Origin of the sequence: Nocardioides sp. CER19, from assembly GCF_029846275.1 — a bacterium.
In the GTDB taxonomy this organism is placed as follows: Bacteria; Actinomycetota; Actinomycetes; order Propionibacteriales; family Nocardioidaceae; genus Nocardioides.
In genome coordinates this window covers 824,137-849,551 of the sequence record NZ_JARVWS010000001.1, presented here as the reverse complement: position 1 = coordinate 849,551, position 25,415 = coordinate 824,137, and the positions used below count along the sequence as shown (strand labels likewise).

Annotated in this window: 19 protein-coding genes; 9 read left to right on the top strand and 10 right to left on the bottom strand. The window is 72.5% G+C overall.

The window, feature by feature from the left end; all coding sequences use genetic code 11:
• Positions 1-71 precede the first annotated feature (71 nt).
• The gene (locus QDS12_RS04085; protein WP_279877122.1) at positions 72-1,427 is read left to right on the top strand and encodes a hypothetical protein; all 1,356 of its coding nucleotides are present in this window, start codon (positions 72-74) and stop codon (positions 1,425-1,427) included.
• On the opposite strand, the gene QDS12_RS04080 is transcribed toward QDS12_RS04085, so the two are convergent.
• From QDS12_RS04080 to purF, 3 genes are all read right to left on the bottom strand, one after another.
• Positions 1,424-1,600, bottom strand: a complete 177-nt coding sequence (locus QDS12_RS04080) for a DUF3073 domain-containing protein (RefSeq protein WP_279877121.1) — start codon at positions 1,598-1,600, stop codon at positions 1,424-1,426. The two genes, QDS12_RS04085 and QDS12_RS04080, sit on opposite strands and share 4 nt — an antisense overlap.
• A 161-nt stretch (positions 1,601-1,761) precedes the next feature.
• Complete coding sequence (gene purM / locus QDS12_RS04075; RefSeq protein ID WP_279878456.1) at positions 1,762-2,829, bottom strand: phosphoribosylformylglycinamidine cyclo-ligase; 1,068 nt, start codon at positions 2,827-2,829, stop codon at positions 1,762-1,764.
• Between the two features lie 25 nt (positions 2,830-2,854).
• Positions 2,855-4,315, bottom strand: a complete 1,461-nt coding sequence (gene purF / locus QDS12_RS04070; RefSeq protein ID WP_279877120.1) for an amidophosphoribosyltransferase — start codon at positions 4,313-4,315, stop codon at positions 2,855-2,857.
• 164 nt (positions 4,316-4,479) lie between these two features.
• Here purF and QDS12_RS04065 point away from each other — a divergent pair, with 164 nt between their 5' ends.
• The 4 genes from QDS12_RS04065 to QDS12_RS04050 all read left to right on the top strand — a co-directional run bounded on the left by QDS12_RS04065 (position 4,480) and on the right by QDS12_RS04050 (position 11,774).
• Positions 4,480-6,261 (top strand): ATP-binding protein, encoded by a 1,782-nt coding sequence (locus QDS12_RS04065; protein ID WP_279877119.1) that lies wholly within the window; start codon positions 4,480-4,482, stop codon positions 6,259-6,261.
• A 7-nt stretch (positions 6,262-6,268) separates the two neighbouring features.
• Entirely contained in the window at positions 6,269-8,077 is a 1,809-nt protein-coding gene (locus QDS12_RS04060) for an ATP-binding protein (RefSeq protein WP_279877117.1), read from the top strand.
• A gap of 116 nt (positions 8,078-8,193) precedes the next feature.
• Positions 8,194-9,891, top strand: a complete 1,698-nt coding sequence (locus QDS12_RS04055) for a HAMP domain-containing sensor histidine kinase (protein WP_279877116.1) — start codon at positions 8,194-8,196, stop codon at positions 9,889-9,891.
• A 92-nt stretch (positions 9,892-9,983) separates the two neighbouring features.
• Positions 9,984-11,774: a GAF domain-containing sensor histidine kinase gene (locus QDS12_RS04050; RefSeq protein ID WP_279877114.1), complete on the top strand. Its 1,791-nt coding sequence runs from the start codon at positions 9,984-9,986 to the stop codon at positions 11,772-11,774.
• Positions 11,775-11,797: 23 nt separating this feature from the next.
• Here QDS12_RS04050 and QDS12_RS04045 read toward each other — a convergent pair whose 3' ends face one another.
• A complete protein-coding gene (locus tag QDS12_RS04045; protein ID WP_279877113.1) occupies positions 11,798-13,132 on the bottom strand; it encodes a dipeptidase in 1,335 nt (444 codons plus the stop codon).
• Positions 13,133-13,168: 36 nt separating this feature from the next.
• Between QDS12_RS04045 and QDS12_RS04040 the strand changes: the two genes are divergently transcribed.
• Positions 13,169-14,287: an acetate kinase gene (locus QDS12_RS04040; protein WP_279877111.1), complete on the top strand. Its 1,119-nt coding sequence runs from the start codon at positions 13,169-13,171 to the stop codon at positions 14,285-14,287.
• Positions 14,288-14,369: 82 nt separating this feature from the next.
• Here QDS12_RS04040 and QDS12_RS04035 read toward each other — a convergent pair whose 3' ends face one another.
• Positions 14,370-15,188: an alpha/beta hydrolase gene (locus tag QDS12_RS04035; protein ID WP_279877110.1), complete on the bottom strand. Its 819-nt coding sequence runs from the start codon at positions 15,186-15,188 to the stop codon at positions 14,370-14,372.
• A 54-nt stretch (positions 15,189-15,242) separates the two neighbouring features.
• On the opposite strand from QDS12_RS04035, the gene QDS12_RS04030 reads away from it, so the two are divergent.
• Positions 15,243-16,085 (top strand): helix-turn-helix transcriptional regulator, encoded by an 843-nt coding sequence (locus tag QDS12_RS04030; RefSeq protein WP_279877108.1) that lies wholly within the window; start codon positions 15,243-15,245, stop codon positions 16,083-16,085.
• On the opposite strand, the gene QDS12_RS04025 is transcribed toward QDS12_RS04030, so the two are convergent.
• The 3 genes from QDS12_RS04025 to QDS12_RS04015 are packed head-to-tail and all read right to left on the bottom strand — an operon-like array spanning position 16,043 to position 19,433.
• On the bottom strand, positions 16,043-18,448 hold the full coding sequence (locus QDS12_RS04025) for a phosphoketolase family protein (RefSeq protein WP_279877107.1): 2,406 nt from the start codon (positions 18,446-18,448) through the stop codon (positions 16,043-16,045). The genes QDS12_RS04030 and QDS12_RS04025 overlap by 43 nt on opposite strands.
• Before the next feature lie 40 nt (positions 18,449-18,488).
• A complete protein-coding gene (locus tag QDS12_RS04020; RefSeq protein ID WP_279877106.1) occupies positions 18,489-18,845 on the bottom strand; it encodes a sterol carrier family protein in 357 nt (118 codons plus the stop codon).
• A gap of 9 nt (positions 18,846-18,854) precedes the next feature.
• Complete coding sequence (locus QDS12_RS04015) at positions 18,855-19,433, bottom strand: helix-turn-helix domain-containing protein (protein ID WP_279877105.1); 579 nt, start codon at positions 19,431-19,433, stop codon at positions 18,855-18,857.
• An 81-nt stretch (positions 19,434-19,514) separates the two neighbouring features.
• Between QDS12_RS04015 and QDS12_RS04010 the strand changes: the two genes are divergently transcribed.
• Positions 19,515-20,762 (top strand): MFS transporter, encoded by a 1,248-nt coding sequence (locus tag QDS12_RS04010; protein ID WP_279877104.1) that lies wholly within the window; start codon positions 19,515-19,517, stop codon positions 20,760-20,762.
• An 18-nt stretch (positions 20,763-20,780) separates the two neighbouring features.
• On the opposite strand, the gene purL is transcribed toward QDS12_RS04010, so the two are convergent.
• Entirely contained in the window at positions 20,781-23,063 is a 2,283-nt protein-coding gene (purL, locus tag QDS12_RS04005) for a phosphoribosylformylglycinamidine synthase subunit PurL (RefSeq protein ID WP_279877101.1), read from the bottom strand.
• Positions 23,064-23,123: 60 nt separating this feature from the next.
• Positions 23,124-23,672 carry a TetR/AcrR family transcriptional regulator gene (locus QDS12_RS04000; RefSeq protein ID WP_279877100.1) on the bottom strand — a complete coding sequence of 183 codons (549 nt, stop codon included), beginning with the start codon at positions 23,670-23,672 and terminating at the stop codon, positions 23,124-23,126.
• A 162-nt stretch (positions 23,673-23,834) separates the two neighbouring features.
• Here QDS12_RS04000 and QDS12_RS03995 point away from each other — a divergent pair, with 162 nt between their 5' ends.
• The gene (locus QDS12_RS03995; protein WP_279877098.1) at positions 23,835-25,286 is read left to right on the top strand and encodes an MFS transporter; all 1,452 of its coding nucleotides are present in this window, start codon (positions 23,835-23,837) and stop codon (positions 25,284-25,286) included.
• Positions 25,287-25,415: the final 129 nt, after the last annotated feature.

Sequence of the window (25,415 nt, the reverse complement as noted above, 5' to 3'; positions counted from 1 at the left end):
AGAAGCGTGACGCGGACGTGCCACGAGGGCCTTTTCCGGTTCGGAACTGCGCCGGGCATAGGCTCGGTGAGGTGACGGGTCTGCCACGTTTCGAGGAGGTCGTGCGGGTCCGGCCGGTGGACCTGGTGGCCCCCGGGGCCGTCGGGTTCGAGCTCGAGGGACCGGGCGACGGCGTGCTGCCGCAGCCGGCGCCCTACGTCGCCGTCGTCGCCGAGACCTCCGGGACCTCCGGGACCGCCGAGGTCACCCTGGAGTCGCTCTCCGGGCCGATCTCCGCACGGCTGGACGCAGGCCGGCACGCCACCCTGCGGATCGACGAGCAGGTCGTGCGCAGCCGACGGCACGGACGATCACGGACGCCAGTCGACGCCCTCGCCCTGGCGGTCACGGGCCCGCAGGCCACGGTCTTCACGCGCAGCGGGACCGACTGGACCGCCCGGGCCAAGCTCGACCTCACCGACCGCGTGGACACCTCCGACCCGCAGTGGTGCGCCGGCCTGCGGGTGCGCGCTGGCGGCGAGGTCGGCCGGGTCCGCGCCGGCGCTTTCGGGCAGCTGGGCCTGCGCGACCTCCGGCTCGTCAGCAAGGCCGACGGGGCGCCGTACTCGCCGGACGGACGGATCCTGCTCACCGCCACCAGCGCCGGACCGGGGTTCTTCGGCACCGGCCACGCCAGCCTGTGGGAGCTGGACCCCGCCACGCTCGCACTGAGTCATCGCAGCGACATGTTCTTCCGCCGCGGTGAGCAGGTCTACGGCGACCACGCGATCCACCTCCTGCGCGACGGCGACGAGTGGGTCGTCGCCACCAGCACGTGGGGCGACTTCGTCGACCCCGCGGTGGACCACGTCCACGTGGAGCTGGGCCGGACCTCCGCCGACCTGCTCAGCGGGCGTCACGTCGTCGACACCGAGCCGCTGCACCTGCCCACGACGGGTCTGCGCAGCGTCGGCGTGTGGGACCCGCACCTGGTGCGGGTGCCGGCAGACTCGACCGGCGAGCAGCAGTGGCTCGTGGGCTTCGTGAGCGCTCGCCGCTACTTCGACTTCCACCCCGTGCTCGCGACCGGTCCGTCGCTCGACCGCCTCGCGGTGCGCGGCGCCGCCAGCGGCCGCCGGGCGACCGAGGGCACGACGCTGGCGCGCCTGTCGACCGACGCGGCCGGCGAGCCCGCGTGGCGGGTCGTGGCGAGCGACGGGCGCGACAACAGGCGCGCCCACCGGGCGGCGTACCCGGTGTTCGACCTGGACCTTCGCCAGGTCGGCACCCTCGAGGCGCCGTACCCGACGAACCTGCCGTGGCCGACCCTCGTGCCGACGTCACAGGGCATGCTGCTGGTCGGGTTCGACGGAACGCCGACCGGCGGGCGGCTGCCCGGCTACGGCACCCATGGTGCCGTCGTGATCGCGAGGGAGGTCAGCGACTAGCGCGAGTCGCGGTCGGCGTAGTCCGACCACTCGTCGACGTCCTCGGGCTGCTCGTCGTCGTCGGAGCCGCCATGCAGCTCCCGCGCGAGCGCACTGAGGTCCGTCTCGTGAGTACGGTACTTCAGGTCGCGGGCGACCTTGGTCTGCTTGGCTTTCGCACGGCCGCGCCCCATAGGGTCAGCCCCCTCGCACTAGGCCGGGGCACCGAGGCTCCCGGGCTGTCTCACAAAGTTGTCGTGGGGCCAACGCTACCTGTTCGCCGGTCGTTCCCGCGAACCGGGACGTCGAAAACCTGTTCGCGGGTTGCGAACGTCGCCGTCGGGCCGCCTGACGGCTACCAGCCGGGGTGCTGACCGACCAGCCGGACGCGGCCCTCGTCGCCCTCGCCGGCCCGCGCGACCGACCCCGCGACCCACGCGGGGATCCCCGACTCGGCGAGGATCGCGATGGTCCGGTCGGCGTCGGCGGCGGGGGTCAGCGCGACCATGCCGACGCCCTGGTTGAGGGTGGCCTCGAGGTCCGCCTGGGATACGTCACCCACGCCCTTGACCAGCGAGAAGACGGCCCCGGGCGTCCAGGTGCCACGCTCGACGGTCGCCGTCAGCTCCTTCGGCATGACCCGCTCGAGGTTGGCGGCGAGGCCGCCGCCGGTGACGTGCGACATCGCGTGGGTGCCGGTCTCGCGGGCCACCCGCAGGCAGGCCTTGGCGTAGATGCGGGTCGGGACGAGCAGCTCCTCGCCCAGCGTCCGGCCGAGCTCGTCGACGTGCGCCGTCAGGTCGAGCCCGCCCTGCTGGAGCAGCACGTGGCGGACCAGCGAGTAGCCGTTGGAGTGCAGTCCGGAGGACGCCATCGCGATCACGACGTCGCCCTCGGCGACCAGGTGGGCGCCGAGCAGGTCGTCGGCCTCGACCACGCCGGTGGTGGCGCCGGCGACGTCGTACTCGTCGGGCGCCAGGAGACCCGGGTGCTCGGCGGTCTCGCCACCGATGAGCGCGGCGCCGGCGTCGACGCACGCCGAGGCGATGCCCTTGACGATGGCCGCGATCTTCTCGGGCACGACCTTGCCGGTGGCGATGTAGTCGGTCATGAAGAGCGGCTCCGCGCCGCAGACGACGAGGTCGTCGACGACCATGCCGACCAGGTCGTAGCCGATGGTGTCGTGCACGTCCATGCGGCGGGCGATCTCGACCTTGGTCCCGACACCGTCGGTGGACGTGGCGAGCAGGGGGCGCCTGTAGCTGAGCAGCGCCGAGGCGTCGAAGAGCCCGGCGAACCCGCCCAGGCCGCCCAGCATCTCGGGCCGGCGGGCCTTCTCGACCCACTCCTTCATCAGGTCGATCGCCTTGTCGGCGGCCTCGATGTCGACACCGGATGCGGCGTAGGCGTTGGTCACGGACAGGGCTCCGATCAGGGAGTACGACGGGTCAGGGGTTGTTGAGCACAGGCAGGGCCTTGCCCATGGTCGGCGACTGGAGCGACACCTCGAGGAGGTGCTTGCCGAGCAGGCTCTCGTCAGGCAGCTCGACCGGGTAGGTGCCGGTGAAGCAGGCGGTGCACAGCGACGACATCGGCTGGCGCGTGGCCTCGACCATGCCCTGGAGCGAGATGTAGCCCAGGGAGTCGGCACCGATGGAGGACGCGATCTCGTCGACCTCGAGCCCGTTGGCGATGAGCTCGGCGCGGGTCGCGAAGTCGATGCCGTAGAAGCACGGCCACTTCACCGGCGGGCTGGAGATCCGGACGTGGACCTCGAGCGCGCCGGCCTCGCGGAGCATCCGCACCTGGGCCCGCTGCGTGTTGCCGCGCACGATGGAGTCGTCGACCACGACGATGCGCTTGCCCCGGATCATGTGCTCGAGCGCGTTGAGCTTGAGCCGGATGCCGAGCTGGCGCAGCGTCTGCGACGGCTGGATGAAGGTGCGGCCGACGTAGGAGTTCTTGACGAAGCCCTGGCCGAACGGGATGCCGCTCTCCTCGGCGTACCCGGTGGCGGCGGGGGTGCCCGACTCGGGCACCGGCATGACGAGGTCGGCGTCGACCGGGAACTCGCGGGCCAGCTGGCGACCCATCTCGACCCGGGCCTCGTGGACGCCACGGCCGGCGATGTCGGCATCGGGTCGGGCGAGGTAGACGTACTCGAAGACACAGCCCTTGCGCTCGGGCTCGGCGAACCGCCGGGAGCGCAGGCCGTCGGAGTTGATGACGATCAGCTCGCCGGGCTCGACCTCGCGCACGACGCTCGCCCCGATCGTCGCCAGGGCGGCGTCCTCGGACGCGACCACCCAGCCACGGTCGAGCCGGCCGAGGACGAGCGGCCGGATGCCCTGCGGGTCGCGGGCGGCGTACAACGTGTCCTCGTCCATCCAGACCAGGCAGAACGCTCCGCGCACCGAGGGCAGCACCTCGACGGCCCGCTCCTCGATGGTGCAGTCCGGATGGTGCGCGAGCAGCTCGGTGAGCAGGCTGGTGTCGTTGGTGGCGACCGGCGCGCCGCCGCGGTGCAGGTCGAGCTCGTCGACCGGTCCGGGGAGCCGGTCGACCATGTCGCGCAGCTCATGGGTGTTGACGATGTTGCCGTTGTGGCCGAGCGCGATGGAGCCCTCGGAGGACGGCCGGAACGTCGGCTGGGCGTTCTGCCACGTGCTGGCACCGGTCGTCGAGTAGCGCGAGTGACCGATCGCCACGTGGCCCTGGAGCGAGTCGAGCGTCGTCTCGTCGAAGACCTGGGACACGAGGCCCATGTCCTTGTAGACCAGGATCTGGCGGCCATTGCTCACCGCTATGCCCGCAGACTCCTGTCCACGGTGCTGGAGGGAGTAGAGGCCGAAGTAGGTGAGCTTCGAAACTTCCTCACCGGGGGCCCAGACGCCGAAAACGCCGCACACAGCAGTTACTGTACGGGCGAAGCACGACGTACGCCGATTCCGCAGCGCCCCACCGTCTCGGACGGTCGCTCTGCGCACCAGCGTGTGCGGGAGCACCACCTCGGGAGGCGTTGTGCGGCCTCTCGGAGATCCCGTGTCCGTGCCGTCCAAGCGTTGGTGAGTGAATGCCCGATCCCGCGGAGCTCGCGCAGCCCCCTGCTGCGCACGCGGCGTGGCTCGACGACCTCACCTACTCCGCGCTGCGACTGGTCGCGGAGGCCCTGGTCGAGCTCGCCGGCTTCGGGGTCGCCGCGATCGGGGTGGTGCGCGACGACGGCCTGCTCCACACGGCCGTCGTGTCCGGGAGCGACGAGGCGCGGGCGCTTCTGGCGACGCACACGACCCCGGTCGCGGCGCTCTACGAGGAGCTCCGGCTGGGCGACCGGTGGGGGCGGTTCACGTTCGTGCCCCATGAGCGCGTCACCGGCGCCGGCCTGCCCGGGTGGGTCGGCGACTTCGAGGTCATCGACGCCGAGGACGCGTGGCATCCCGAGGACCTGCTCGTCGCGCTCCTCCGCGACGGCCACGGGCGGCTGCGGGCCACGCTCTCCATCGACATCCCGGACGACGGCCGACGGCCGGGTCCGGAGCGACGCGCCGTCCTCGAGCGCTTCGCGGTCCAGGCCGAGCGCGCGGTGGTGGGCGCGCTCGAGCGGGCGCGGCTCGCCGCCCAGCTGCGGCTGGCCGACTTCGCCCGCGAGGTGATCCGCCGGGCGTCCAGCGACCTCGACGTCTCCGCGGTCCTCGACCGCGCCGGCGACGCCCTGCTCGCGTCGACCGGGAGCAGCGGTCTGTTCCTGCGCGCCTTCACCGACGACGGCCGCACCGTGGTGGCCGAACGCACCGACGGTACGCCGCTGCCCCGCCGGCCGAGGACCGCCGCGATCGCCGAGCGGGCCAGCCGCAAGCTCTGGCGCCGCCAGCAGGTCGGCATCCTCTACCGCGACGAGCTGGTCAACCTGGACGACGACGACGACAACCGCACGATCCAGGACTACATCCGTGACTCGGGGACCGGGTCGCTCCTCCTCGTGCCGCTCGGGGTCGGGGACGAGTGCGTCGGGTCGCTGACGTTCGTCCGAAGCACCGCCGCGCCGCGGTGGACCGAGGCGGAGACGGCGTACACCTTCGGGCTGGGCGGCGACCTCGGCCAGCTGCTCATCAACGCCCGGGCCTACGAGAGGGAGGACCGGCTGGCCCACGAGCTGCGCGCCCTCGACGACTACAAGAACCGGCTGATCACGACCGTCACCAGGGAGCTGCGCCGGCCGCTGTCGGCGATCGTCGAGGACCTCGACCAGATCGACCCGGCACCGCTCCCCGGCTTCGCGCGCCGGGCGCTCGACACGATGGAGCGCACGTCCGAGCGCATGGTCCGGCTCGTCGAGGACCTGCTCCTGCTGACCCGGGTGGCCGACCCGCAGAACGAGCTCGCTGCAGGACCGGTGGACCTGCTGCCGATCGTGCGCGAGGTCAGCGAGCTGACCGAGGTCGCCGCGAGGGAGCGGGGTCTGACCCTCCGGGTGCGGACGCCGGCGTTCACCCCCACCGTCGCGCTGGGCGACGCCGTGGAGCTCGACCGGGTGGTCGTCAACCTGGTGAACAACGCGGTGAAGTACACCGGCGATGGAGGCAACATCACCATCACGCTCCGGCGCGCGGAGGAGGACAGCATGGTCGAGCTCATCGTCGCGGACGACGGGATCGGCATCGCCGCCGAGGACCTGCCCCGGCTGTTCACCGAGTTCTTCCGTTCGGCGGACACGGACGCCCTCCGGCGGCCCGGGACCGGGCTCGGCCTCGCGATCGTCGACCGCATCGTGCGCCGTCACCGAGGCCGGATCGAGGTCGACTCCCAGGTCGGCTCCGGCACCACGTTCCGCGTCCTGCTCCCGGCGGCGGGGTGACGGCGGGATGACGAGGCCGACGAGCTCCGCGCCGAGCGCCGCCTCCTGGTCCGAGCAGTCGTTCCGGGACGCGCTCCAGATCATCGCCGAGGGCCTCGCCGAGCTCGTCGGCTTCGGCATGGTGGTGCTCAGCGTGCGCCAGGGCGACGACCTCGTCGTGGTCGCCGTCGCCGGGACGGCCGGCGGTCAGCGGGCCGACGGCACGGTGGAGAGCGTCGACGAGATGCTCGGCGCCCGCTGGCCGGTCGCCCACCTGGAGGCGCTCGTCGACGTGGCCGAGAGCTGGGGGCGGTTCCAGTTCGTGCGCCACGACCGGGCGCCGCGCGGCAACTGGGTCTGGGTGCGTGAGCCCGCGGCCGTCGAGGGCGACGGTGCCTGGCACCCCAACGACGGCGCGATCGCGCCGATCCACGACGCCACCGGCGAGCTCGTCGGCGCGATCTCGGTCGATGAGCCGCGCACGGGCCGCTACCCGGACGCGGCTCACCGCCGCGTCATGGACAGGTACGCCGAGGAGGCCGCCGGCGTCATGATCTCGGCGCTCGAGCGCGAGGCGCTCGAGGGTCGGCTCGCGCTGGCCGAGAGCGCCCGCCTGCTGCTGCGCACGGCGTCGCGCCACCTCTCCCTCGACACGCTCCTCGACGAGACCGGCCCGGCGTTCCTCGAGGCGTTCGCCGCGGCGGGGCTGTGGCTGCGGATCATGGGCTCGGCGGAGACGCTGCTGCCGGGAAGCCGGCACCAGCTGCCGGTCGGCACGCCGTCGCAGGAGGTCGCCGACAACCTCAGCCTCGCCGCCGAGGGGCTCTGGGAGCACCAGCGGGCGGCGATCGTCTACGTGGACGGGCGCAGCCGCAACACGGTGCTCGACGACGAGGCCACCGATGTCCTCCGGGCCCTCGTGCGGGAGACCGGCTTCGGCTCGGTCCTCCACGCCCCCATCGGTGCCGGGAGCGAGTGCCTCGGGTCCCTGGTCATGGCCCGCGAGCCGGGGCAGCCGGACTGGTCGGGGGCCGAGCTCGACCTGGCCACCGAGGTCGCGCGCGACCTGGGCCGCATCATCCGCAACGGGCAGACCTACACCCGGGTCCAGGAGCTGGTCCGCGAGCTGCGCGAGCTCGACGCCCACAAGAGTCGGCTGATCGCGATGATCTCGCACGAGCTGAAGAACCCGCTGACGGTGCTCCTGGCCAACGGCGAGCTGCTCGAGGCGGAGCTGGACGGCGACCCCGCGGCCCTCGCCCGGCTCGCCGACGTCGACGCGAACGCACACCGGATGGGCCGCGTCGTCGACAACCTGCTCCTCCTGTCCAAGCTGGCCGACCCGGACACGCCGCTCGTCGAGCGGGACGTCGACCTCAGGCCGGTGTTCGGGCAGGTCGAGGCCGCGTTCGCCGCGTCGATGGGCCAGCGTCGCATCACGCTCCGGACCACCCTGCCCGAGGAGCCGCTGGTCGTCAGGGGAGATCCGACCGAGCTGCGGACCATGCTGGCCAACGTCATCGGCAACGGCATCAAGTTCAGTGACGACGGGAGCCAGGTCGACGTGGTGGTGACCGCCTCACGTGACGCCGTCGAGGTGACGGTCGTCGACCACGGGATCGGGATCTCGCCGGAGGACCAGGGACGGCTCTTCACCAGCTTCTTCCGCTCCCAGGACCCCGCGGCGCTGACCCGTCCCGGCAGCGGGCTCGGGCTGGGCATGGTGGACCGGATCCTGCGCCGGCACGGCGGCCGCGCGGAGGTCCGCTCCACGCTCGGACAGGGCACCACCGTCCGGATCGTCCTCCCGGTGCGAACGCCGGACGAGGGGCACTGACCCCACGTACGCTGGGGAGCCCGCCTCCCCCAGCACCTGCGATGTCAGAACACTCTCTCGGACACTCCTCCCCTCACCCGCCGTCGCGAAGCGCGAGCGAGTGGAACGACGCCGCCATGGCCGAGTCCCTCCAGCTGGCCGCGGAGAGCCTGTGCGCCTTCGGCGGCTTCGGCGCCGCGGTGATCAGCGCGGTGCGTGACGACCAGGTCGTCACGATCGCCGTCGCCGGCGCGGACCGCTTCCTCGACGCGGGGGGCGGGTCCGTGGAGGTGGGTCACGTGCTCGGAAGGTCCTCCCCGGCGAGCGTCCTGCGGGACCAGCTGCTGCCCCACGCCGACCGCTGGGGGCTGCTGCACTACCTGCCGCACGGCCGCACCGACGTGACGCACGTCGGCTGGCGGGTCGACCGCGACTACACCGGCTCCGCCTGGCACCCGGACGACATGCTGCTCGCACCCGTGCACGACGACCGCGGGACTCTCCGCGGCGTGATCTCGCTCGACGGACCGGTGGACGGGCAGCTGCCCCCGCCGGAGCGGCGTCCGCTGCTGGAGCACTACGTCGCCCAGGCGGCCCGCATCCTCGTCACCGCCGTCGAGCGCGAGGAGCTCGCGGAGCGGCTCCGACTCCTCGACGTCGCCCGGGAGGCGATGCGCCAGGCGGCGCGGACGCCGTCACCGCAGGAGGCCCTCACCGAGGCGACGCCCGGGCTGGTCGAGGGATTCGGGCTCGCGGGCTTGCACGCGACGGTGTTCGGCACACCGGATCCGGCGTCCTCCGACGAGCTGCTGACGCCGCTGGGACGCCTCTACCGCGAGCTCTCCCCCGGCCTGTGGCGCGCGCAGCACGTCGCCGTCATGGGTCGTACGCAGCAGCTCGACGCACCCGGTGGCGCCGAGGAGCGGACGCTGGTGCGGGACTTCTTGGAGCGGGCCGACCTGGAGTCGGTGCTGCTCGTCCCGATGGGCGCCGGCCAGGCCTGCCTCGGGTCGCTCGCGTTCTCGAGAGCGGTCGGGGCGCCGCCCTGGTCGAGGGAGGAGCGTCGGGTCGCCCAGGACGTGGGCCGCGACCTGGGTCGGCTGATCGCCGACAGCGAGGCGCTGCACCGCGAGCAGCGGCTCGTTCGGGAGCTGCGCGAGCTCGACACCTACAAGCGCGAGCTGGTGGCCGCCATCTCGCACGAGCTGAGGACCCCGATCGCGAGCATCCTCAGCAACGCCGAGCTGATCGGCAGCACCGACGACGATGACGACGTACGCCGCGGCGTGGCGGCGATGGAGCGTGGGGCGCGGCGGATGTCCGGGCTCGTCACCGAGTTGCTCCTCCTGGCCCGGCTCGACGAGCCGGGTCGTGAGCTGGCGGCGACCCCCGTCGACCTGGAACCTGTGGTCCGCGAGGTGGTCGACCTCCAACGGGGCGTCGCCACGCTGCGCGGGGTCGAGATCGACTCGCGGTGCGAGTCGGCCAGGACCGTCGGCGACGCCCTCGAGCTGGCCACGGTGGCCGGGAACCTGATCGGCAACGCGGTGAAGTACAGCCGACCGGGGGACGTGGTGCGCGTCAGCGTCCGGCGAGCCGACGACGAGGTCGAGCTGGCCGTCGTCGACGAGGGCATCGGCATCACCGAGCAGGACCGCTCCCGCCTGTTCGGTGAGTTCCAGCGTGGCACCGACCCCGAGGCGCTGTCCCAGCCGGGCACCGGTCTCGGTCTCGCGATCGTCGACCGGATCGTGCGCCGCCACGGCGGCCGTGTCGACGTGGCCTCGAGCCCCGGCGCGGGCAGCAGGTTCCGCGTCCTCCTGCCGGGCGCCTGACGCCGCCGGCAGCTGGGTGGTTCCGGTCCGCGCCCGTCGAGGGAGCCCTACTCTTTACTCGCCCATCCGCCGTCGAGCAGAGACCGGTCCTCATGGATGCCACCGACCCGCTGCCCTGGAGTGCCAGCGAGTGGTCCGAGGCCACCATGGGGGAGTCGCTCCGCCTGGCCGCGGAGAACCTCTGCACCTTCGGCGGCTTCGGCGCCTCCGGTATCGCCGTCGTGCGTGAGGACCACGTCGTGCCGATCGCCATCGCCGGTGCCGAACGGTTCCTCGACGGCCACGGGGACCCGATCCCGGTGACCGACATCCTCGGCCAGGCGATGCCGGTCGCGCTGTTCGAGGACACGCTGCTGCCGCTCGCCGAGGACTGGGGACTGCTCCGCTACATCCCCCACGACCGGTCGCAGATGCCGGAGTTCGGCTGGCGCCTCGAGGCGGCGTACGCCGGCACGGAGTGGCACCCGGACGACCTGCTGTTCGTGCCGGTGCGCGACGAGACCGGCCGGCTGCGCGGCGTGCTGTCGATGGACGCCCCGACCGACGGGCTGCTCCCCCCGCCGGACCGGCGGGCGCTCCTCGAGCGCTACGCCGCGCAGGCGTCCCGAGTGCTCCTCACCGCGCTCGAGCGCGAGGAGCTCGCGGAGCGGCAACGGCTGGCCATAGCGGCCCGCCGGCTGCTCAGCATCGGCGCCGCCGGCGCCTCCGTGGAGGAGATCCTCGGACGCGTCTCGGACGAGCTGATCACCGCGTTCCAGGTCGCCGGACTGCGCGCGACCGTCTTCGAGGGAGACGAACGGCGTGTCTTGGTCGAGAAGAGGCAGGGTCTGGGCGAGCTCGCCCCCGACATCGCGAGCGTCTCGTACCGTTCGTCCAAGTGGCTCTGGGACCAGCAGCTCGTCGGGCTGGCGGCCCGCGACCAGGTGCTCAACTTCGACGGGTCGCCGGACGAGCTCGAGCGGCTCCACGACCTGCTCCGCCGCCTCGGGCTCGAGTCGATCGTGCTTGTTCCGCTCGGGGCGGGCGACGCCTGTCTCGGCACCATCTCGTTCTACCGCTCGCAGGGCGCGCCGCGGTGGACGGAGGCGGAGCTGGAGACCGCCCAGGAGATCGGCCGCGACCTCGGCCGGCTGCTCAGCACCCGACGAGCATTGCTGGCCGAGCAGGAGGCGGTGCGGGAGCTCCGGGCGCTCGACGCCTACAAGAGCCGGCTGATCGCGACCGTCGCCCACGAGCTCAAGAACCCGCTCGCCGCCGTCCGAGGCAACCTCGACCTGGCCGCTCACCTCGCGGCCGAGGCTGCCGAGGCCGACGGGGCCCGGCCGGCCCTGGAGGCGGTCGGCCGCGGCGTCGACCGCATCGCGCGCATCGTGGACGACCTCCTGCTGCTCGCCGCGGCGAACGACCCCAACGCCGTCACGCGGCGACGGATCGATCTCACGCCGTACGTCGTCTCCGGTGTCGAGGCCGTCGTCGAGGCGGTCGGCCGACCGGCCTGCGGAGTGCTGACCGACCTGCCGGACGAGCCGGTCGTGGTCGACGCCGACCCGCGCGGGATCGAGCAGATCGTCGTCAACCTGGTCGGCAACGCGGTGAAGTACACCCCGCCCGACGGCCGACCGGTCTCGGTGTCGCTGCGCAGGCACGACGACCACGCCGTGCTGGTGGTGGCGGACCAGGGCATCGGCATCTCGCCGGAGGACCAGTCACACATCTTCACCGAGTTCTTCCGCTCCGCCGACCCGGCCGCCCGGCGACAGCCGGGCACGGGCCTCGGTCTCGCCATCGTCGACCGGATCCTGGCCCACCACGACGGCCGGATCGAGGTCGACTCGGCGCCGGGCTCCGGCAGCACCTTCCGCGTCGTCCTGCCGGCGGGCTGACCGCCGGCCGGACGACGCCGGGGTCAGGCGCCGAGGTTGCGCAGCAGAAGTGCCTCGGCGAGCACGACCCGCTCGAACTCGGCCAGGTGCAGGCCCTCGTTGGCGCCGTGGGCGCGGGTGTCGGGGTCCTCGACCCCGGTCACGAGCACGCTCGCCGCCGGGAACGCCTCGAGGAACTCGGCGATGAAGGGGATCGAGCCGCCGACGCCCATGTCGATCGGCGCGGTGCCGTCCCATGCCTCGGTGAACGCGGCGCGCGCGGCGTCGTACGCCGGCCCGGTGGCCTCCAGCGCGATCGGCTCGCCCGTGTCGACGACCGTCGTGCTCACCTGGGCACCCCACGGGGTGTGCTTGCGGAGGTGCTCCTCGAGCCGCGCGACGGCGTTCTCGGACGTGTCGCCGGGCGCGATGCGGATGGTGACGCGGGCCCGGGCGACCGCACTGAGCGTGTTGGACGCGCCGGCGACCTTGGGGGCGTCGAAGCCCGTGACGGTGATGGCCGGCTTGGTCCACATCCGCTCGACCATGGAGCCCTCGCCGACCCACTGGACGCCGTCGAGGATGCCGGACTCGGCCGTGAGCCGGTCCTCCGGGTAGTCGACGTCGGCCGCGGGGCCGCCGACGAGGCCTTCGACGGCAGGGCCGCCGGCCTCATTCCACAGCGAGTCGAGCAGCCGGATGAGCGCCATGATCGCGTCGGGCGCGAGGCCGCCCCACATCCCCGAGTGGACGGCGTGGTCGAGCGTGCGCAGCTCGACGTCGACGCGGATGAGGCCGCGCAGGCTGGTGGTCAGTGCCGGGACGCCGATGTCCCAGTTGCCGGAGTCGGCGATGACGATGACGTCGGCGCGCAGGTCGTCCTGGAACTGCTCGAGCAACTGCGGCAGCGTCGCCGAGGCGACCTCCTCCTCGCCCTCGATGAAGAGGCGGACCGTGACCGGGAGGTCGTCACCGAGCGCGCGCAGCGCGCCGAGGTGGGCGGCGATCCCGGCCTTGTCGTCGGCCGCCCCACGGCCGTAGAGACGGTCGCCGCGCACCGTCGGCTCGAACGGCGCGGAGTCCCAGTCGGCGGGGTCGTTCTCGGGCTGCACGTCGTGGTGGGCGTAGAGCAGCACCGTCGGCGCGCCGTCGGGGCCCTTCTTCTCGCCGATGACGGCCGGCGGCGCGCCGTCGAAGGCGCGCACGATCCGGGCGTCGACGCCCTCGGCGGTGAAGAGCTCGAGCGTCTTCTCCGCGCTCCGCTCGACCTCGGTCAGCCGCTCCGGGTCGGCGCTCACGGACTGGATGCGGACGAGGTCCTTGAGGTCCTCCAGGAGAGCGGGGAGGACGGCATCGACGCGGTTGCTGAGGTCGGTCATGGGCATCAGGGTATGCGGGGCCCTACGGTGAGGTGCATGGTGGCCGTCCTGGTGCTCAACGCGGGGTCGTCGTCGCTGAAGTACCAGGTCGTCGAGCCGGACGGCACCCGTCATCTCAAGGGCCTGGTCGAGCGGGTGGACGAGTCCGGTTTCCCTGCCGCGCTCGCCCGCATGACGGCCGAGCTCGAGGAGGCTGGCCTGTCCCGCGAGTCGCTCGCGGCGGTCGGTCATCGCGTGGTCCACGGCGGCCCCGACTTCAGCGATCCGGTGCTGATCACCGACGACGTGCTGACGGCGATCGCCGACCTCGCGCGGTTCGCGCCGCTGCACAACCCGCCGGCCGTCGAGGGCATCCGGGCGGCGCGGGAGGAGTTCCCGGACGTCCCGCACGCCGCCGTCTTCGACACCGCGTTCTTCACCACGCTCCCGCCGGCGTCGGCGACGTACGCGATCGACGCGGGCGTGGCCGCGGAGCACGGCATCAAGCGGTACGGCGCCCACGGCACGTCGCACCGGTTCGTCTCGGCCGCCGCGGCCGCCTTCGCCGGCCGCCCGCTCGACGGACTGCGCCAGATCGTCCTGCACCTCGGCAACGGCGCCTCCGTGGCCGCCCTGCGCTCCGGCCGGCCGATGGACACGTCGATGGGGCTGACCCCGCTGGAGGGCCTGGTCATGGGCACCCGCGCCGGCGACCTCGACCCGGGCGTCCTGCTGCACCTGCTCCGGGCCGGGCTGAGCGTCTCAGAGCTCGACGAGCTGCTCCAGCACCGCTCGGGCCTCCAGGGGCTGGCCGGACGGCACGACATGCGGGACCTGACCGCTGCCATGGCCGCCGGCGACCCGACCGCCCAGCTCGCCTACGAGGTCTACGTCCACCGGCTGCGCAAGTACATCGGCGCCTACTTCGCGGCCCTCGGCGGCGTCGACCAGGTCGTCTTCACCGGCGGCGTCGGCGAGCACCAGGCGAGCGTGCGGGGCGCGGCGCTGGACGGGCTCTCCGCGATGGGGCTCGCCGTCGACCCGGCCCGCAACGACCAGCCCCCCGAGGGTCCGCGGGAGATCTCCCCCGCAGGCGCACCCGTCCAGGTGCTCGTCGTCCCCACCGACGAGGAGCTCGAGATCGCTCGCGAGGTCGTCGCCCTCCTCCCCCGTTGACTTCCGGGTTGTCGCCCCTCGACTTCCGGGTTGTCGCCCCTCGACTACCGGGTTGTCGCCCCTCGAGATCGGCGTTGTCGCCCTAGCTCTCGAGGACCTGCCGCAACCGTGCGGCCGTCTCGCGCGGCCGGAAGACGTAGCCGTTGTGGCCACCCGGGAACGTCTCGTAGGCCAGCCCCAGCCTCTCGGCCAGCAGCCTGGCGCACGCGGCCGGCCAGAGGTGGCCCGAGCTCGCACCGACGGCGGGCACGATCCGAGCGGATGTGCCTCGCAGCCCGCTGAGGTCGGGGACGTGGTCCCGCACCAGGGGCAGGTCGTGGACGACGAAGTACGCCAGGTTGGCCAACTGCTGCCGGCCCGGAGGGGCGAGCTCGACGTCGGGCTCGCTGTCCGTCGGGTCGATGCCGGCGAAGTCGGCGAAGCTGCGCAGCGCGGCGTCCACGCCGTCCCGGCCGTACGCCTCCTCCACCCCCAGCAGGTCGTGAGTCGCGGCCGCACGCGCAGGCTCGGGAAGCAGCGCCGCGAGGGCGGGTTCGTGGACGACGACGGTGCCCACCTGCTCCGGGTGCATCGCCGTGAGGGTCAGCGCGATGGCGCCGCCGATGCTCGTGCCGTAGACGCGGGCCGGCCCGCCGCCGACCGCCGCGAGCAGCCGGGACGCGTCCTCGGCGTGCACCGCCAGCGTCCGCGCCGGGTCGTCGGTCGTACTGCCCGACAGCCCGCGGCGGTCGTAGGTGAGGACCGTGGAGGAGTCGGCCAGGTGGGTCGCCAGAGCCTCGTTCTTCGAGGCGTCGCCGTGGCCGCCGGCGAGGAGCAGCACCAGCGGGCCCGAGCCCTGCACGAAGTAGCGGAGCCGCGCACCCGGCACGGCGATCGAGGACTGGAGGATGTCGGTTCGCATGACGCCCAGTCTTGGGCGATCGACGTTGGCGGGCTACCGCTAGACTGCCGTCCTATGCCGGTCGGCCGCCAATCCCCACGAGCGGTGCACCTGTGGCCGTCGGGCGGGGTCCACGAGTGGCCCTCCGGCGGGGTCAGCGGCTCGCAGTCGCACCGTCGCGGTCACCTCGTGTACGCCGCCCGGGGCCTGCTCGCCGTCCACACCGGGCAGGGCACGTCGATCGTGCCCGCCAACCGCGTCGCGTGGACCCCGGCGGAGATCACGCACCGGCATCGGGCGCACGGCGACACCGAGATGCGGATCCTCTTCGTCTCGGACGCCCTCGCACCCCTGCTGCCGTCCCGTCCGGCGGTCCTCGCGGTCTCCGCTCTCGCTCGGGAGGCGCTGCTCACCCTGACCGGGCCGCGTAGCCACGACCCGGCGGTCCGGGAGGGCCATCGCGACGCCCAGGAGCGCCTGGAGCACGTGCTCGTCGACGAGCTGGGCGTCGCTCCGGAGCGGCCGCTGCACCTGCCCGCGCCGAGCGACTCGCGCCTGCGCGCACTCGCCCGGCTGCTCGACCGCGATCCCGGCAACAGCGCGCCGCTGAGCGACCTCGGCCGGCAGGTCGGCGCGAGCGCGCGCACGCTGAGCCGTCTTCTCTCGGCGGAGCTGGGCGTGAGCTTCTACGAGTGGCGCACCCAACTGCGCACCTACCACGCCCTGGTGCTGCTCGCCGAGGGACACGACGTCACCTACGTGGCGCACGCCTGCGGCTGGTCCAACGCGAGCAGCTTCATCGCGGCGTTCACGAGCGTCATGGGGACCTCCCCCGGCCGCTACCGACAGGCGGCGCGGGCCGGGGGATCGGCGCGTCAGAAGTCGCTGGCGGTGTCCGCCGACGGCGAGCGACCCTGAAGGCTGGACTCGGCCCGGCCGGCCCAGGTCCAGTCGCGCACCTCCGGTAGGTCCTCGCCGTTGTCGCGGGTCCACTGCCGGGCCCGGCGCCGGGTGTCCACCATGAGCTGGCGGACGTCGGCGGCGGCAGGTCCCAGACCCGGCACGCGGTCGATGACGTCCATGACCAGGTGGTAGCGGTCGAGGTCGTTCATCATCAGCATGTCGAACGGCGTGGTGGTGGTGCCCTCCTCCTTGTAGCCGCGCACGTGGATGTTGCCGTGCCCCTTGCGGCGGTAGGTCAGCCGGTGGATCAGCCACGGGTAGCCGTGGTAGGCGAAGATGACCGGCCGGTCGGGCGTGAAGATGCCGTCGAACTCGGCGTGCGGCATCCCGTGCGGGTGCTCGGTCTCGTCCTGCAGCCGCATGAGGTCGACGACGTTCACGAACCGCACGCGCAGGTCGGGAAGGTGCTCGCGCAGCAGTGACACGGCGGCCAGCCCCTCCAGCGTCGGGATGTCGCCCGCAGTGGCGATCACGACGTCCGGTGCGCCCTGGTCGTTGGACGCCCACTCCCAGATGCCGAGGCCGCGGGCGCAGTGCAGGTCGGCCTCGTCGCCGGTCAGCCAGTCGAAGGCCGGCTGCTTGCCGCTGACCACGACGTTGACGTAGTGGCTCGAGCCCAGGCAGTGCTGCATCGTCGACAGCAGCGTGTTGGTGTCCGGCGGGAGGTAGACCCTGACGACCTCCGCCTTCTTGTTGACCACGTGGTCGATGAACCCCGGGTCCTGGTGGCTGAAGCCGTTGTGGTCCTGGCGCCAGACGTGGCTGCTGAGCAGGTAGTTCAGGCTCGAGATCGGTGCGCGCCACGGGATGTCGCGGGTCGTCTTGAGCCACTTCGCGTGCTGGTTGAGCATCGAGTCGACGATGTGGATGAACGCCTCGTAGCAGCTGAACAGCCCGTGCCGCCCGGTGAGGAGGTAGCCCTCGGCCCAGCCCTGGCAGGTGTGTTCCGAGAGGATCTCCATCACCCGGCCGGACCGGCCGAGGTGCTCGTCGGTCGACAGCAGCTCGCCCTGGAAGACCTTGTCGGTGACCTCGTAGACCGCGTCGAGCCGGTTGGACGCGGTCTCGTCGGGACCGAAGATGCGGAAGCTCTCGGGGTTGTCGCGGACGACGTCCACCAGGTAGCGCCCGAGCACCTTCGTCGCCTCGTGCACCGACCCGCCCGGCTCGGCCACCTCGACCGCGTGACGCCGGAAGTCGGGCAGCACGAGCGGCTTGCGGAGCACGCCGCCGTTCGCGTGCGGGTTGGCGCTCATCCGGCGCACACCGGTCGGCGCGAGCGCCTGCAGGGACTCCACCGGGACGCCCTCCTCCGTGAAGAGCTCCTTCGGCTCGTACGACGCCAGCCACTCCTGCAGCAGGCGGCGGTGCTCGTCGTTGTCCCGTGTCTCCGACACCGGCACCTGGTGCGCCCGCCAGGTGCCCTCCACCGGCTTGCCGTCGACCACCTTCGGGCCGGTCCAGCCCTTCGGGGTGACCAGCAGGATCATCGGCCAGGGCCGCCACTCCCACTCCTCGCCGTCGCGGGCGGCGCGCTGGATCTCGGTGATCCGGTCGTGGGCGGTGTCCATCGCCTCGGCGAGCTGGCGGTGGACGTCGCGCGGGTCGTCCCCCTCGACGGTGAGCACCTCGTGGCCGTAGCCGCGCAGCAGGCTGAGCAGCTCCTCGCGCGGGATGCGGGCGGGGATCGTCGGGTTGGCGATCTTGTAGCCGTTGAGGTGCAGGATCGGCAGCACCGCGCCGTCGTGGACCGGGTCGAGGAACTTGTTGGAGTGCCAGCTCGTCGCGAGCGGGCCGGTCTCGAACTCGCCGTCACCGACCACCGCAGCGACCAGCAGGTCGGGGTTGTCCAGCACGGCGCCGTACGCGTGGGAGAGGACGTAGCCGAGCTCGCCGCCCTCGTGGATCGACCCCGGCGTCTCGGGAGCGGCGTGCGAGGGGATGCCGCCCGGGAAGGAGAACTGCCGGAACAGCCGCTGCATCCCGCGCTTGTCGTAGGAGACGTCCGGATAGAGACCGGAGTAGGTGCCCTCGAGCCACGCCTGCGCGACCACCGCCGGGCCGCCGTGGCCGGGTCCGGCCATGAAGACCGCGTTGACATCGCGTTCTCGGATCAGCCGGTTGAGGTGCGTGTAGAGCAGGTTGAGACCGGGTGTCGTGCCCCAGTGGCCGAGCAGCCGGGGCTTGATGTCCTCCGGGGTGAGGTCCCGCTCGAGCAGCGGGTTGTCGAGCAGGTAGATCTGCCCCACCGAGAGGTAGTTGGACGCCCGCCACCAGGCGTCGAGCGCGTCGATCTGTGCGTCGTCGAGTGCTCCCATGTGCCCACTCTGCCTGCCCGGGCGGTCGGCGCATAGGGGCTCAGAGCGGAAGGTACGGCGTCAGGTCGGTGCGCTCGCCGCTCGCGCTCACCCGGCCGGCGTCCACGGCGTCGCCCCACGCGAGCTCACCGGTGGCGACCGCGATCCAGGTCGCCGCGTCGGTCTCGACGACCGCTGGCGGGGTCCCGCGGGTGTGGCGGACGCCCTCGATGCACTGCACGGCGGCGTACGGCGGCACGCGGACCTCGACGCTGCGGCCGGGCGCCCTGGCCTCGAGGAGCGCCAGGTAGTGCTTCGTCAGCAACCGCAGGTCGTCCTTTCCCGCGTCGCCGTCCCTCACCCTCGCGAGGGCGGCGCGGGCGTCGGCGGGGTCGGCGGGCTTGAGACGGGCGGGCACGGGGCGAGCCTACGAGTCGCCGGCCCCGGCGGCCTCGTCCGGGAAGTCCGGGAACGGCTGGACCAGCTCGTAGACCGAGTAGGTCATGCGCCCGTCGTCCGAGCCCTTCGTGCGCTCGCGCCAGCGCTGGCGGAGCGCGTGCACCTCGTTGGCGTACTCCTCCACCTCCTCCTGCGTGAACCGGAGGGACCCGTCGGAGACGTAGCGCTCGACCCCTGGCTCGCTCGGCCCGAGGGAGAGGTCGACCAGCAGGTGGCCGCGGGAGCGCGCGTTGCGCTTGTAGACCTCCATCGCGGCCTCGCCGCCGGGCTGGGCGAGCATGTCCTCGCTCCGGAAGGAGATGCCGTCCTCGGGGGCCATCCGCCAGACCCGGTCACGCTTGTCGCGCGCCTCGTCGGGCGCCTCCTGGATGAGGCCGTACTTGGCCAGCTGACGCAGGTGGAAGCTGGCCTGGTTGGCCGGGATGCCGAGGATCCGCGCGACGTCGGCGGCGCGCAGCGAGCCGCTGGCCCAGAGCTCCGACAGGATCCGGTTGCGCGCGGGATGGGCGATCGCGCGCAGGATGCGCGGGTCGTCGTACTTGGCCATGGACCGATCCTAGCGAATCCCGCACCACATATTGCGCAACTACCCTTGCGCATGGTCAGTTGCGCAACTTATGGTGCGGATATGTCCAGCTTCCGCCACCTCGCCCGCAACCACGACTTCACGGTCCTCTGGCTCGGCCAGACGATCTCTGACCTGGGCTCTCGGGTGAGCACCTTCGTCTACCCCCTGCTGGGCTACGCCCTCACGCACTCGGCCGTGTGGGCGGCGTCCGTCGAGGCGGCGTACCTCCTCGGCCTGGTGGGCATGCTCCTCCCCGCCGGCGTGCTCGCCGACCGCTTCGACCGGCGCCGGATCATGCGGGTGTCGTCGGCGCTGGGCGTCGTGCTCTACGCGTCGCTGGTCGTCGCCGGCGCGCTCGGCGCCCTCACCATCGGCCACCTGCTCGCGGTCGCGCTGGTGACCGGCGTCGCAGCCGGGCTCTTCTCGCCTGCGGAGATGTCGGCGATCGCCACGGTCGTCGAGGCGGACGACATGCCGACGGCGATGTCGCAGCAGCAGGCCCGACAGCACGTCGCCGGGCTGCTCGGCGCGCCGCTCGGCGGCCTGCTGTTCGGGCTCTCGCGGTGGGTGCCGTTCCTGTTCGACGCGGTGTCGTACGCCGTCGCGTGGGTGTCCCTCGGGCGCATCCGGACCGACCTGACGCCGGCCCCCGGGCCGGCGCCGCGGCCGCTGCGCGACCTGTCCGAGGGCGGACGGTTCACGTGGTCCCAGCCCTATCTGCGAGTGCTGCTCATGTGGTCGCCGCTGGTCAACCTGACCATGAACGCGCTGTTCTTCATCGCGATCCTGCGCCTCGTCCAGGCGGGCACCGCACCGACCGCGATCGCCGTCGTGGAGGTGGTCGGCGGGATCTGCGGGGTCGTCGGCGCCGCGATCGCCCCGTGGCTGATCGCCCGGCTGCCCACCGGCCGGCTCACCCTCACGGTCGCGTGGACGATGCTGCCCCTGATGCTGCCGATGGCGTTCTGGAACACCCCGCTCGTCATCGCCGCCGCGCTCGGCGTGATCCTCCTGCTCAACCCCGCCGGCAACGCCGGGACGAGCTCCTACCGGATGGCGATCACGCCGCCGCCGCTCATCGGGCGGGTCCAGTCGGCGATGCAGTTCACGTCGATGATGCCGATGCCGCTGGCGCCCGTCCTCGCGGGCGTCCTGCTCGGCTGGCTGGGCGGGCGCGACGCGATCCTGGCGCTCGTCGCCATCACCGCCCTCGTCGCGCTCATCCCCACGCTCTCCCGGTCGGTGCGGTCCGTCCCGCGGCCGTCCGAGTGGCGGTCAGCCGAGGCAGCCGAGCCGTTCCCGGCCTGAGCCGTCGACCCCGCGCCCTCAGGCGTCGGGGGTGAACTCGGCGTTGAGGGCGTTCGGGAGCGTGGCGCGCCAGGCGTCCGCGAGCTCGACGACCGGGATCTCGAACTGGCCCTCGACCCCGACGACGTCGCCCCCGGTCACGCCGATCTCGGTCACGACGACGTCGTGCTCGGAGGCGAGGCGCAGGAGCGCGTCGCCGTCGTGCAGGTGCGTGGTGACCATGACGCGGCCGGCCGACTCGGCGAACAGGGCCACGAACGGGTCGCCGTCGAGCGCCACCTCGGCACCGATGCCGGACTGGATCGCGGCCTCGGCGAGCGCCTGCGAGAGGCCGCCGTCGGAGAGGTCGTGGGCGGACGTGACGACGTCGGACGCGGCGCGCAGCAGCTCGGCGACCGACTTCTCGGCGGCCAGGTCGACCCGCGGCGGCAGCCCGCCGAGGTGCCCGTGCACGACGTGCGCCCACTCGGACCCGGAGAGCTCCTCGCGGGTCTCACCGAGCACGAAGATCCGCTCGCCGGGCGCGACGAAGCGCGAGGGGGTACGCCGGGTGACGTCGTCGATCACACCGAGGACCGCGACGACCGGCGTCGGCAGGATCGCGACCTCGCCGGTCTGGTTGTAGAGCGACACGTTGCCGCCGGTGACGGGGATGCCGAGCTCGAGGCAGGCGTCCTTGAGGCCGCGGGTGGCCTCGGCGAACTGCCACATGACCGCCGGGTCCTCGGGCGACCCGAAGTTGAGGCAGTCGGAGACCGCGAGCGGGGTGGCCCCGACGGTCGCGACGTTGCGGAACGACTCGGCGAGGGCGAGCTGCGCGCCGGCGTACGGGTCGAGCTTGGTGTAGCGGCCATTGCCGTCGGTGGAGACGGCCACGCCGAGGTTGGTGGACTCGTCGACGCGGATCATGCCGGAGTCGGCCGGCTGGGCGAGGACGGTGTTGCCGCGGACGTAGTGGTCGTACTGCTGGGTGATCCAGCTCTTGTCGCACAGGTTCGGCGAGGCGACCAGGCGCAACCAGGTGGCGCGGAGCTCGTCCGCGGACTCGGGCCGCGGCAGCTTCTCGGCGACGTCGGCCTGGAGGCCGTCCTGCCACTCCGGCCGGGCGTAGGGCCGCTCGTAGACGGGGCCCTCGTGGGCGACCGTGCGCGGGTCGACGTCGACGATGGTCTCGCCGTTCCAGTCGATGACCAGCCGGCCCTCGCCGGTGACGGTGCCGATGGTCGCGGCCTCGACGTCCCACTTCCGGCAGATCGCCATGAAGGCGGCCTCGTCCTCGGGCGCCACGACGGCCATCATCCGCTCCTGCGACTCGCTCATGAGGATCTCCTCGGGAGCGAGGGTCGAGTCGCGCAGCGGCACCTTGGTCAGCTCGACGTGCATGCCGCCGTCGCCAGCGGCGGCCAGCTCGGAGGTCGCGCAGGAGATGCCGGCGGCGCCGAAGTCCTGGATGCCGCGCACGATGCCCGCGGCGAAGAGCTCGAGCGTGCACTCGATGAGCAGCTTCTCCATGAACGGGTCGCCGACCTGCACGGACGGTCGCTTGGCCGGGCCGTCCTCGTCGAACTCGACCGACGCCAGGATGGAGGCACCGCCGATGCCGTCGCCACCGGTGCGGGCGCCGTACATGATGACGAGGTTGCCGGCGCCGGACGCCTTCGCGAGGTGGAGGTCCTCGTGCTTGAGGACACCGATGGCGAGGGCGTTGACGAGCGGGTTGCCGAGGTAGGTCTCGTCGAAGACGGCCTCGCCGCCGATGTTGGGCAGGCCGAGGCAGTTGCCGTAGCCGCCGATCCCGGCCACGATCCCGGGGAGCACGCGGTGGGTGTCGTGCTCGTCGAGCGGGCCGAAGCGGAGCGGGTCCATGACGGCGACCGGCCGCGCGCCCATCGCGAGGATGTCGCGGACGATGCCGCCCACCCCGGTCGCGGCGCCCTGGTAGGGCTCGACGTACGACGGGTGGTTGTGGCTCTCGATCTTGAAGGTCACGGCGTAGCCCTGGCCGACGTCGATCACCCCGGCGTTCTCGCCGATGCCGGCGAGCATCTTCCCTGCCGGCGTCTCCTGGGGAATCTCGCCGAACTGGCGCAGGTGCACCTTCGACGACTTGTAGGAGCAGTGCTCGCTCCACATCACCGAGTACATCGCGAGCTCGGCGCCGGTCGGGCGACGGCCGAGGATCTCCTTGATCGCGGTGTACTCGTCCTCCTTGAGACCGAGCTCGGCCCAGGGCTGCTCGCGGTCGGGGTCGGCGGAGGCGACGGAGACGGTGTCGAGGGCGGTGATCGGGGCCGAGGTCACGGCCCACAATCTACCGTCGGGCGACCCCGATCCCCGACTCGGCGACGTGCGCTGGACGCGTCAGCGCAGGACGCCGTCGGCGACGACCGCCAGCATCGGCCGGACCGCCTCCGGCGACAGGTTGCCCTGGTCGGCCACGGTGGCGATGCCGCCGATGAGGCGGAGCACCTCGAGCGGCTCCACCTGCGGGCGCACGGCGCCCTCGGCCCGCAGCGCCTCGACGACCTTCTCGTTGGCGGCCGCGTAGGTCTGGCACTTGTTCGCCATCGGCGACCGCTCGTCGCCGAGCGCGGCGGTGATCTTGGCGGCCACGCCCTTGTGGACGGTCAGCCGGGCGGCGTACTCCTCGAACCAGGCCATCAGCCGGTCGCGGGCGTCGCCCTCGTGGGCGAGGGCCTTGTCGGCGGACTCGTGGACGCTCGCGATCCAGTTCTGCATGACCGCGTCGATGAGCGCCTCCCGCGTCGGGAAGTGCCGGTAGAGCGTGCCCGGGCCGACACCGGCCCGCTTGGCGATCTCGTCGAGCGGGGCGTCGTAGCCCTTCTCGCGGAAGGTCAGACCGGCGACCTCGACGATCTTGTCGTAGTTGCGCTTGGCATCAGCGCGCATGCCGACCTTCCTTCCGAAGCTCGTCGGTCGAGCCTGTCGAGACCACAGGAAAATACTACTTGCTAAACGGAGACAGTCTCCGTATCGTAGATGACGTAACCGGAGTGATTCTCCGGAACCAGTCTACGTCGGCCTCACAGGCCAGAACAGGACACAGCCCCCATGTCTTCCACCGTGATCTCGCGCGCCCAGGATCAGGCGCCCCTCGAGCTGCCGACCGAGCTGCCGCCGAACGCGGGCCGCGCGGCCACCGGCATCGCGATCGTGCTGGCCGCCCAGCTCATGCTCGTCCTCGACGCGACGGTCGTGAACGTCGCACTGCCCAAGATCGCCACCGACCTCAGCTTCGGCCCGGCGTCGCTCTCCTGGGTCCTCAACGCCTACACGCTCGCGTTCGGCGGCCTGCTCCTGCTCGGCGGCCGTCTCGGTGACGTGTTCGGGCGACGCCGGCTCTTCTGGACCGGTCTCGCCGTCTTCACCGTCTTCTCCTTCGTCGGCGGGTTCGCCGTCTCGCCCGGGATGCTCGTCGCCTCCCGCGCACTGCAGGGCGTCGGAGCCGCCCTGGCCGCCCCGTCCGTGCTCGCGCTGCTGACCACCAGCGCCCCCGACCAGGCCGCCCGCAACCGGGCACTCGCCCTGTTCGCGGCGGTCTCCTCGGGCGGCGGCACGCTCGGCCTGCTGCTCGGCGGCGTCGTCACCGACCTCGGTTCGTGGCGCTGGACGCTGTTCATCAACGTCCCGATCGGTCTGGCCGTGCTGGCCACGGTCAACCGGTTCGTCGACGAGACGCCGCGCCGTCCCGGCCGGTTCGACGTGGTCGGCGCCATCACGGCGACCGGCGCGGCCGTGAGCATCGTGTGGGCGCTGATCGGCGCTCCCGAGCACGGCTGGTCCTCGGCCCGCACGATCGGCGGCTTCGCCCTCGGCCTGCTGCTCGCGGCGACGTTCGCCGCCACCGAGACGCGGGTCGCGCACCCGCTGCTCCGCCCCGCGCTGCTCCGCAACCGCCGCCGTGTCACCGGCCTGGTGGCGATGGCCGGCATCGTGGGCTCGCAGTTCCCGCTGTTCTTCCTCGGGGTGCAGTACCTCGAGCTGCAGCTGGGCTTCGGTCCGGTCGCGACCGGCCTCGCGTTCCTGCCCGTCACGCTCGGCATCTTCACGGTGTCGCGCATCGTGCCCCGCCTGGTCGCCCTGTTCGGCCAGCCTCCGCTGATCCTGGCCGGCGCGGCCGGCATGCTGATCAGCTTCGCGTGGCTCAGCGAGCTGTCCACCAGCAGCACGTACGCCGCGGCCGCGTTCGCCCCGTTCCTCCTCAACGGCGTCTCCGCCGGCCTGGTGTTCATGCCGATCACCTCGCTGGTGCTGACCGACGTCGAGCCGGAGCACGCCGGCTCGGTCTCGGGTCTGCTGCAGACGATGCAGCAGCTCGGGGGCGCGATCGGCCTGGCCGTCATCGCATCGGTCTACGCCGCCAACGCGGTGCCGGGCCAGTTCATCCCCGGGGTGCACGAGGCGTTCCTGACCTCGGCCATCCTGGCCGGCGTCGCGGTCGTCGCCGCACTCAGCCTCGTCGTACGCCGGCCGCGGCTCGTGGCGGTCGCCGAGATGGAGTGAGTGGGCGCGGCGGAGCTCATGTCACCGTCAGTTCGGCCTTCTTCCTGACCCTTCCAGCGGTCAGGAAGAAGGCCGAACTGACGCTCACATGCCGCCGCCCGCCCGCACGGCAACGAACTACAGATCTGT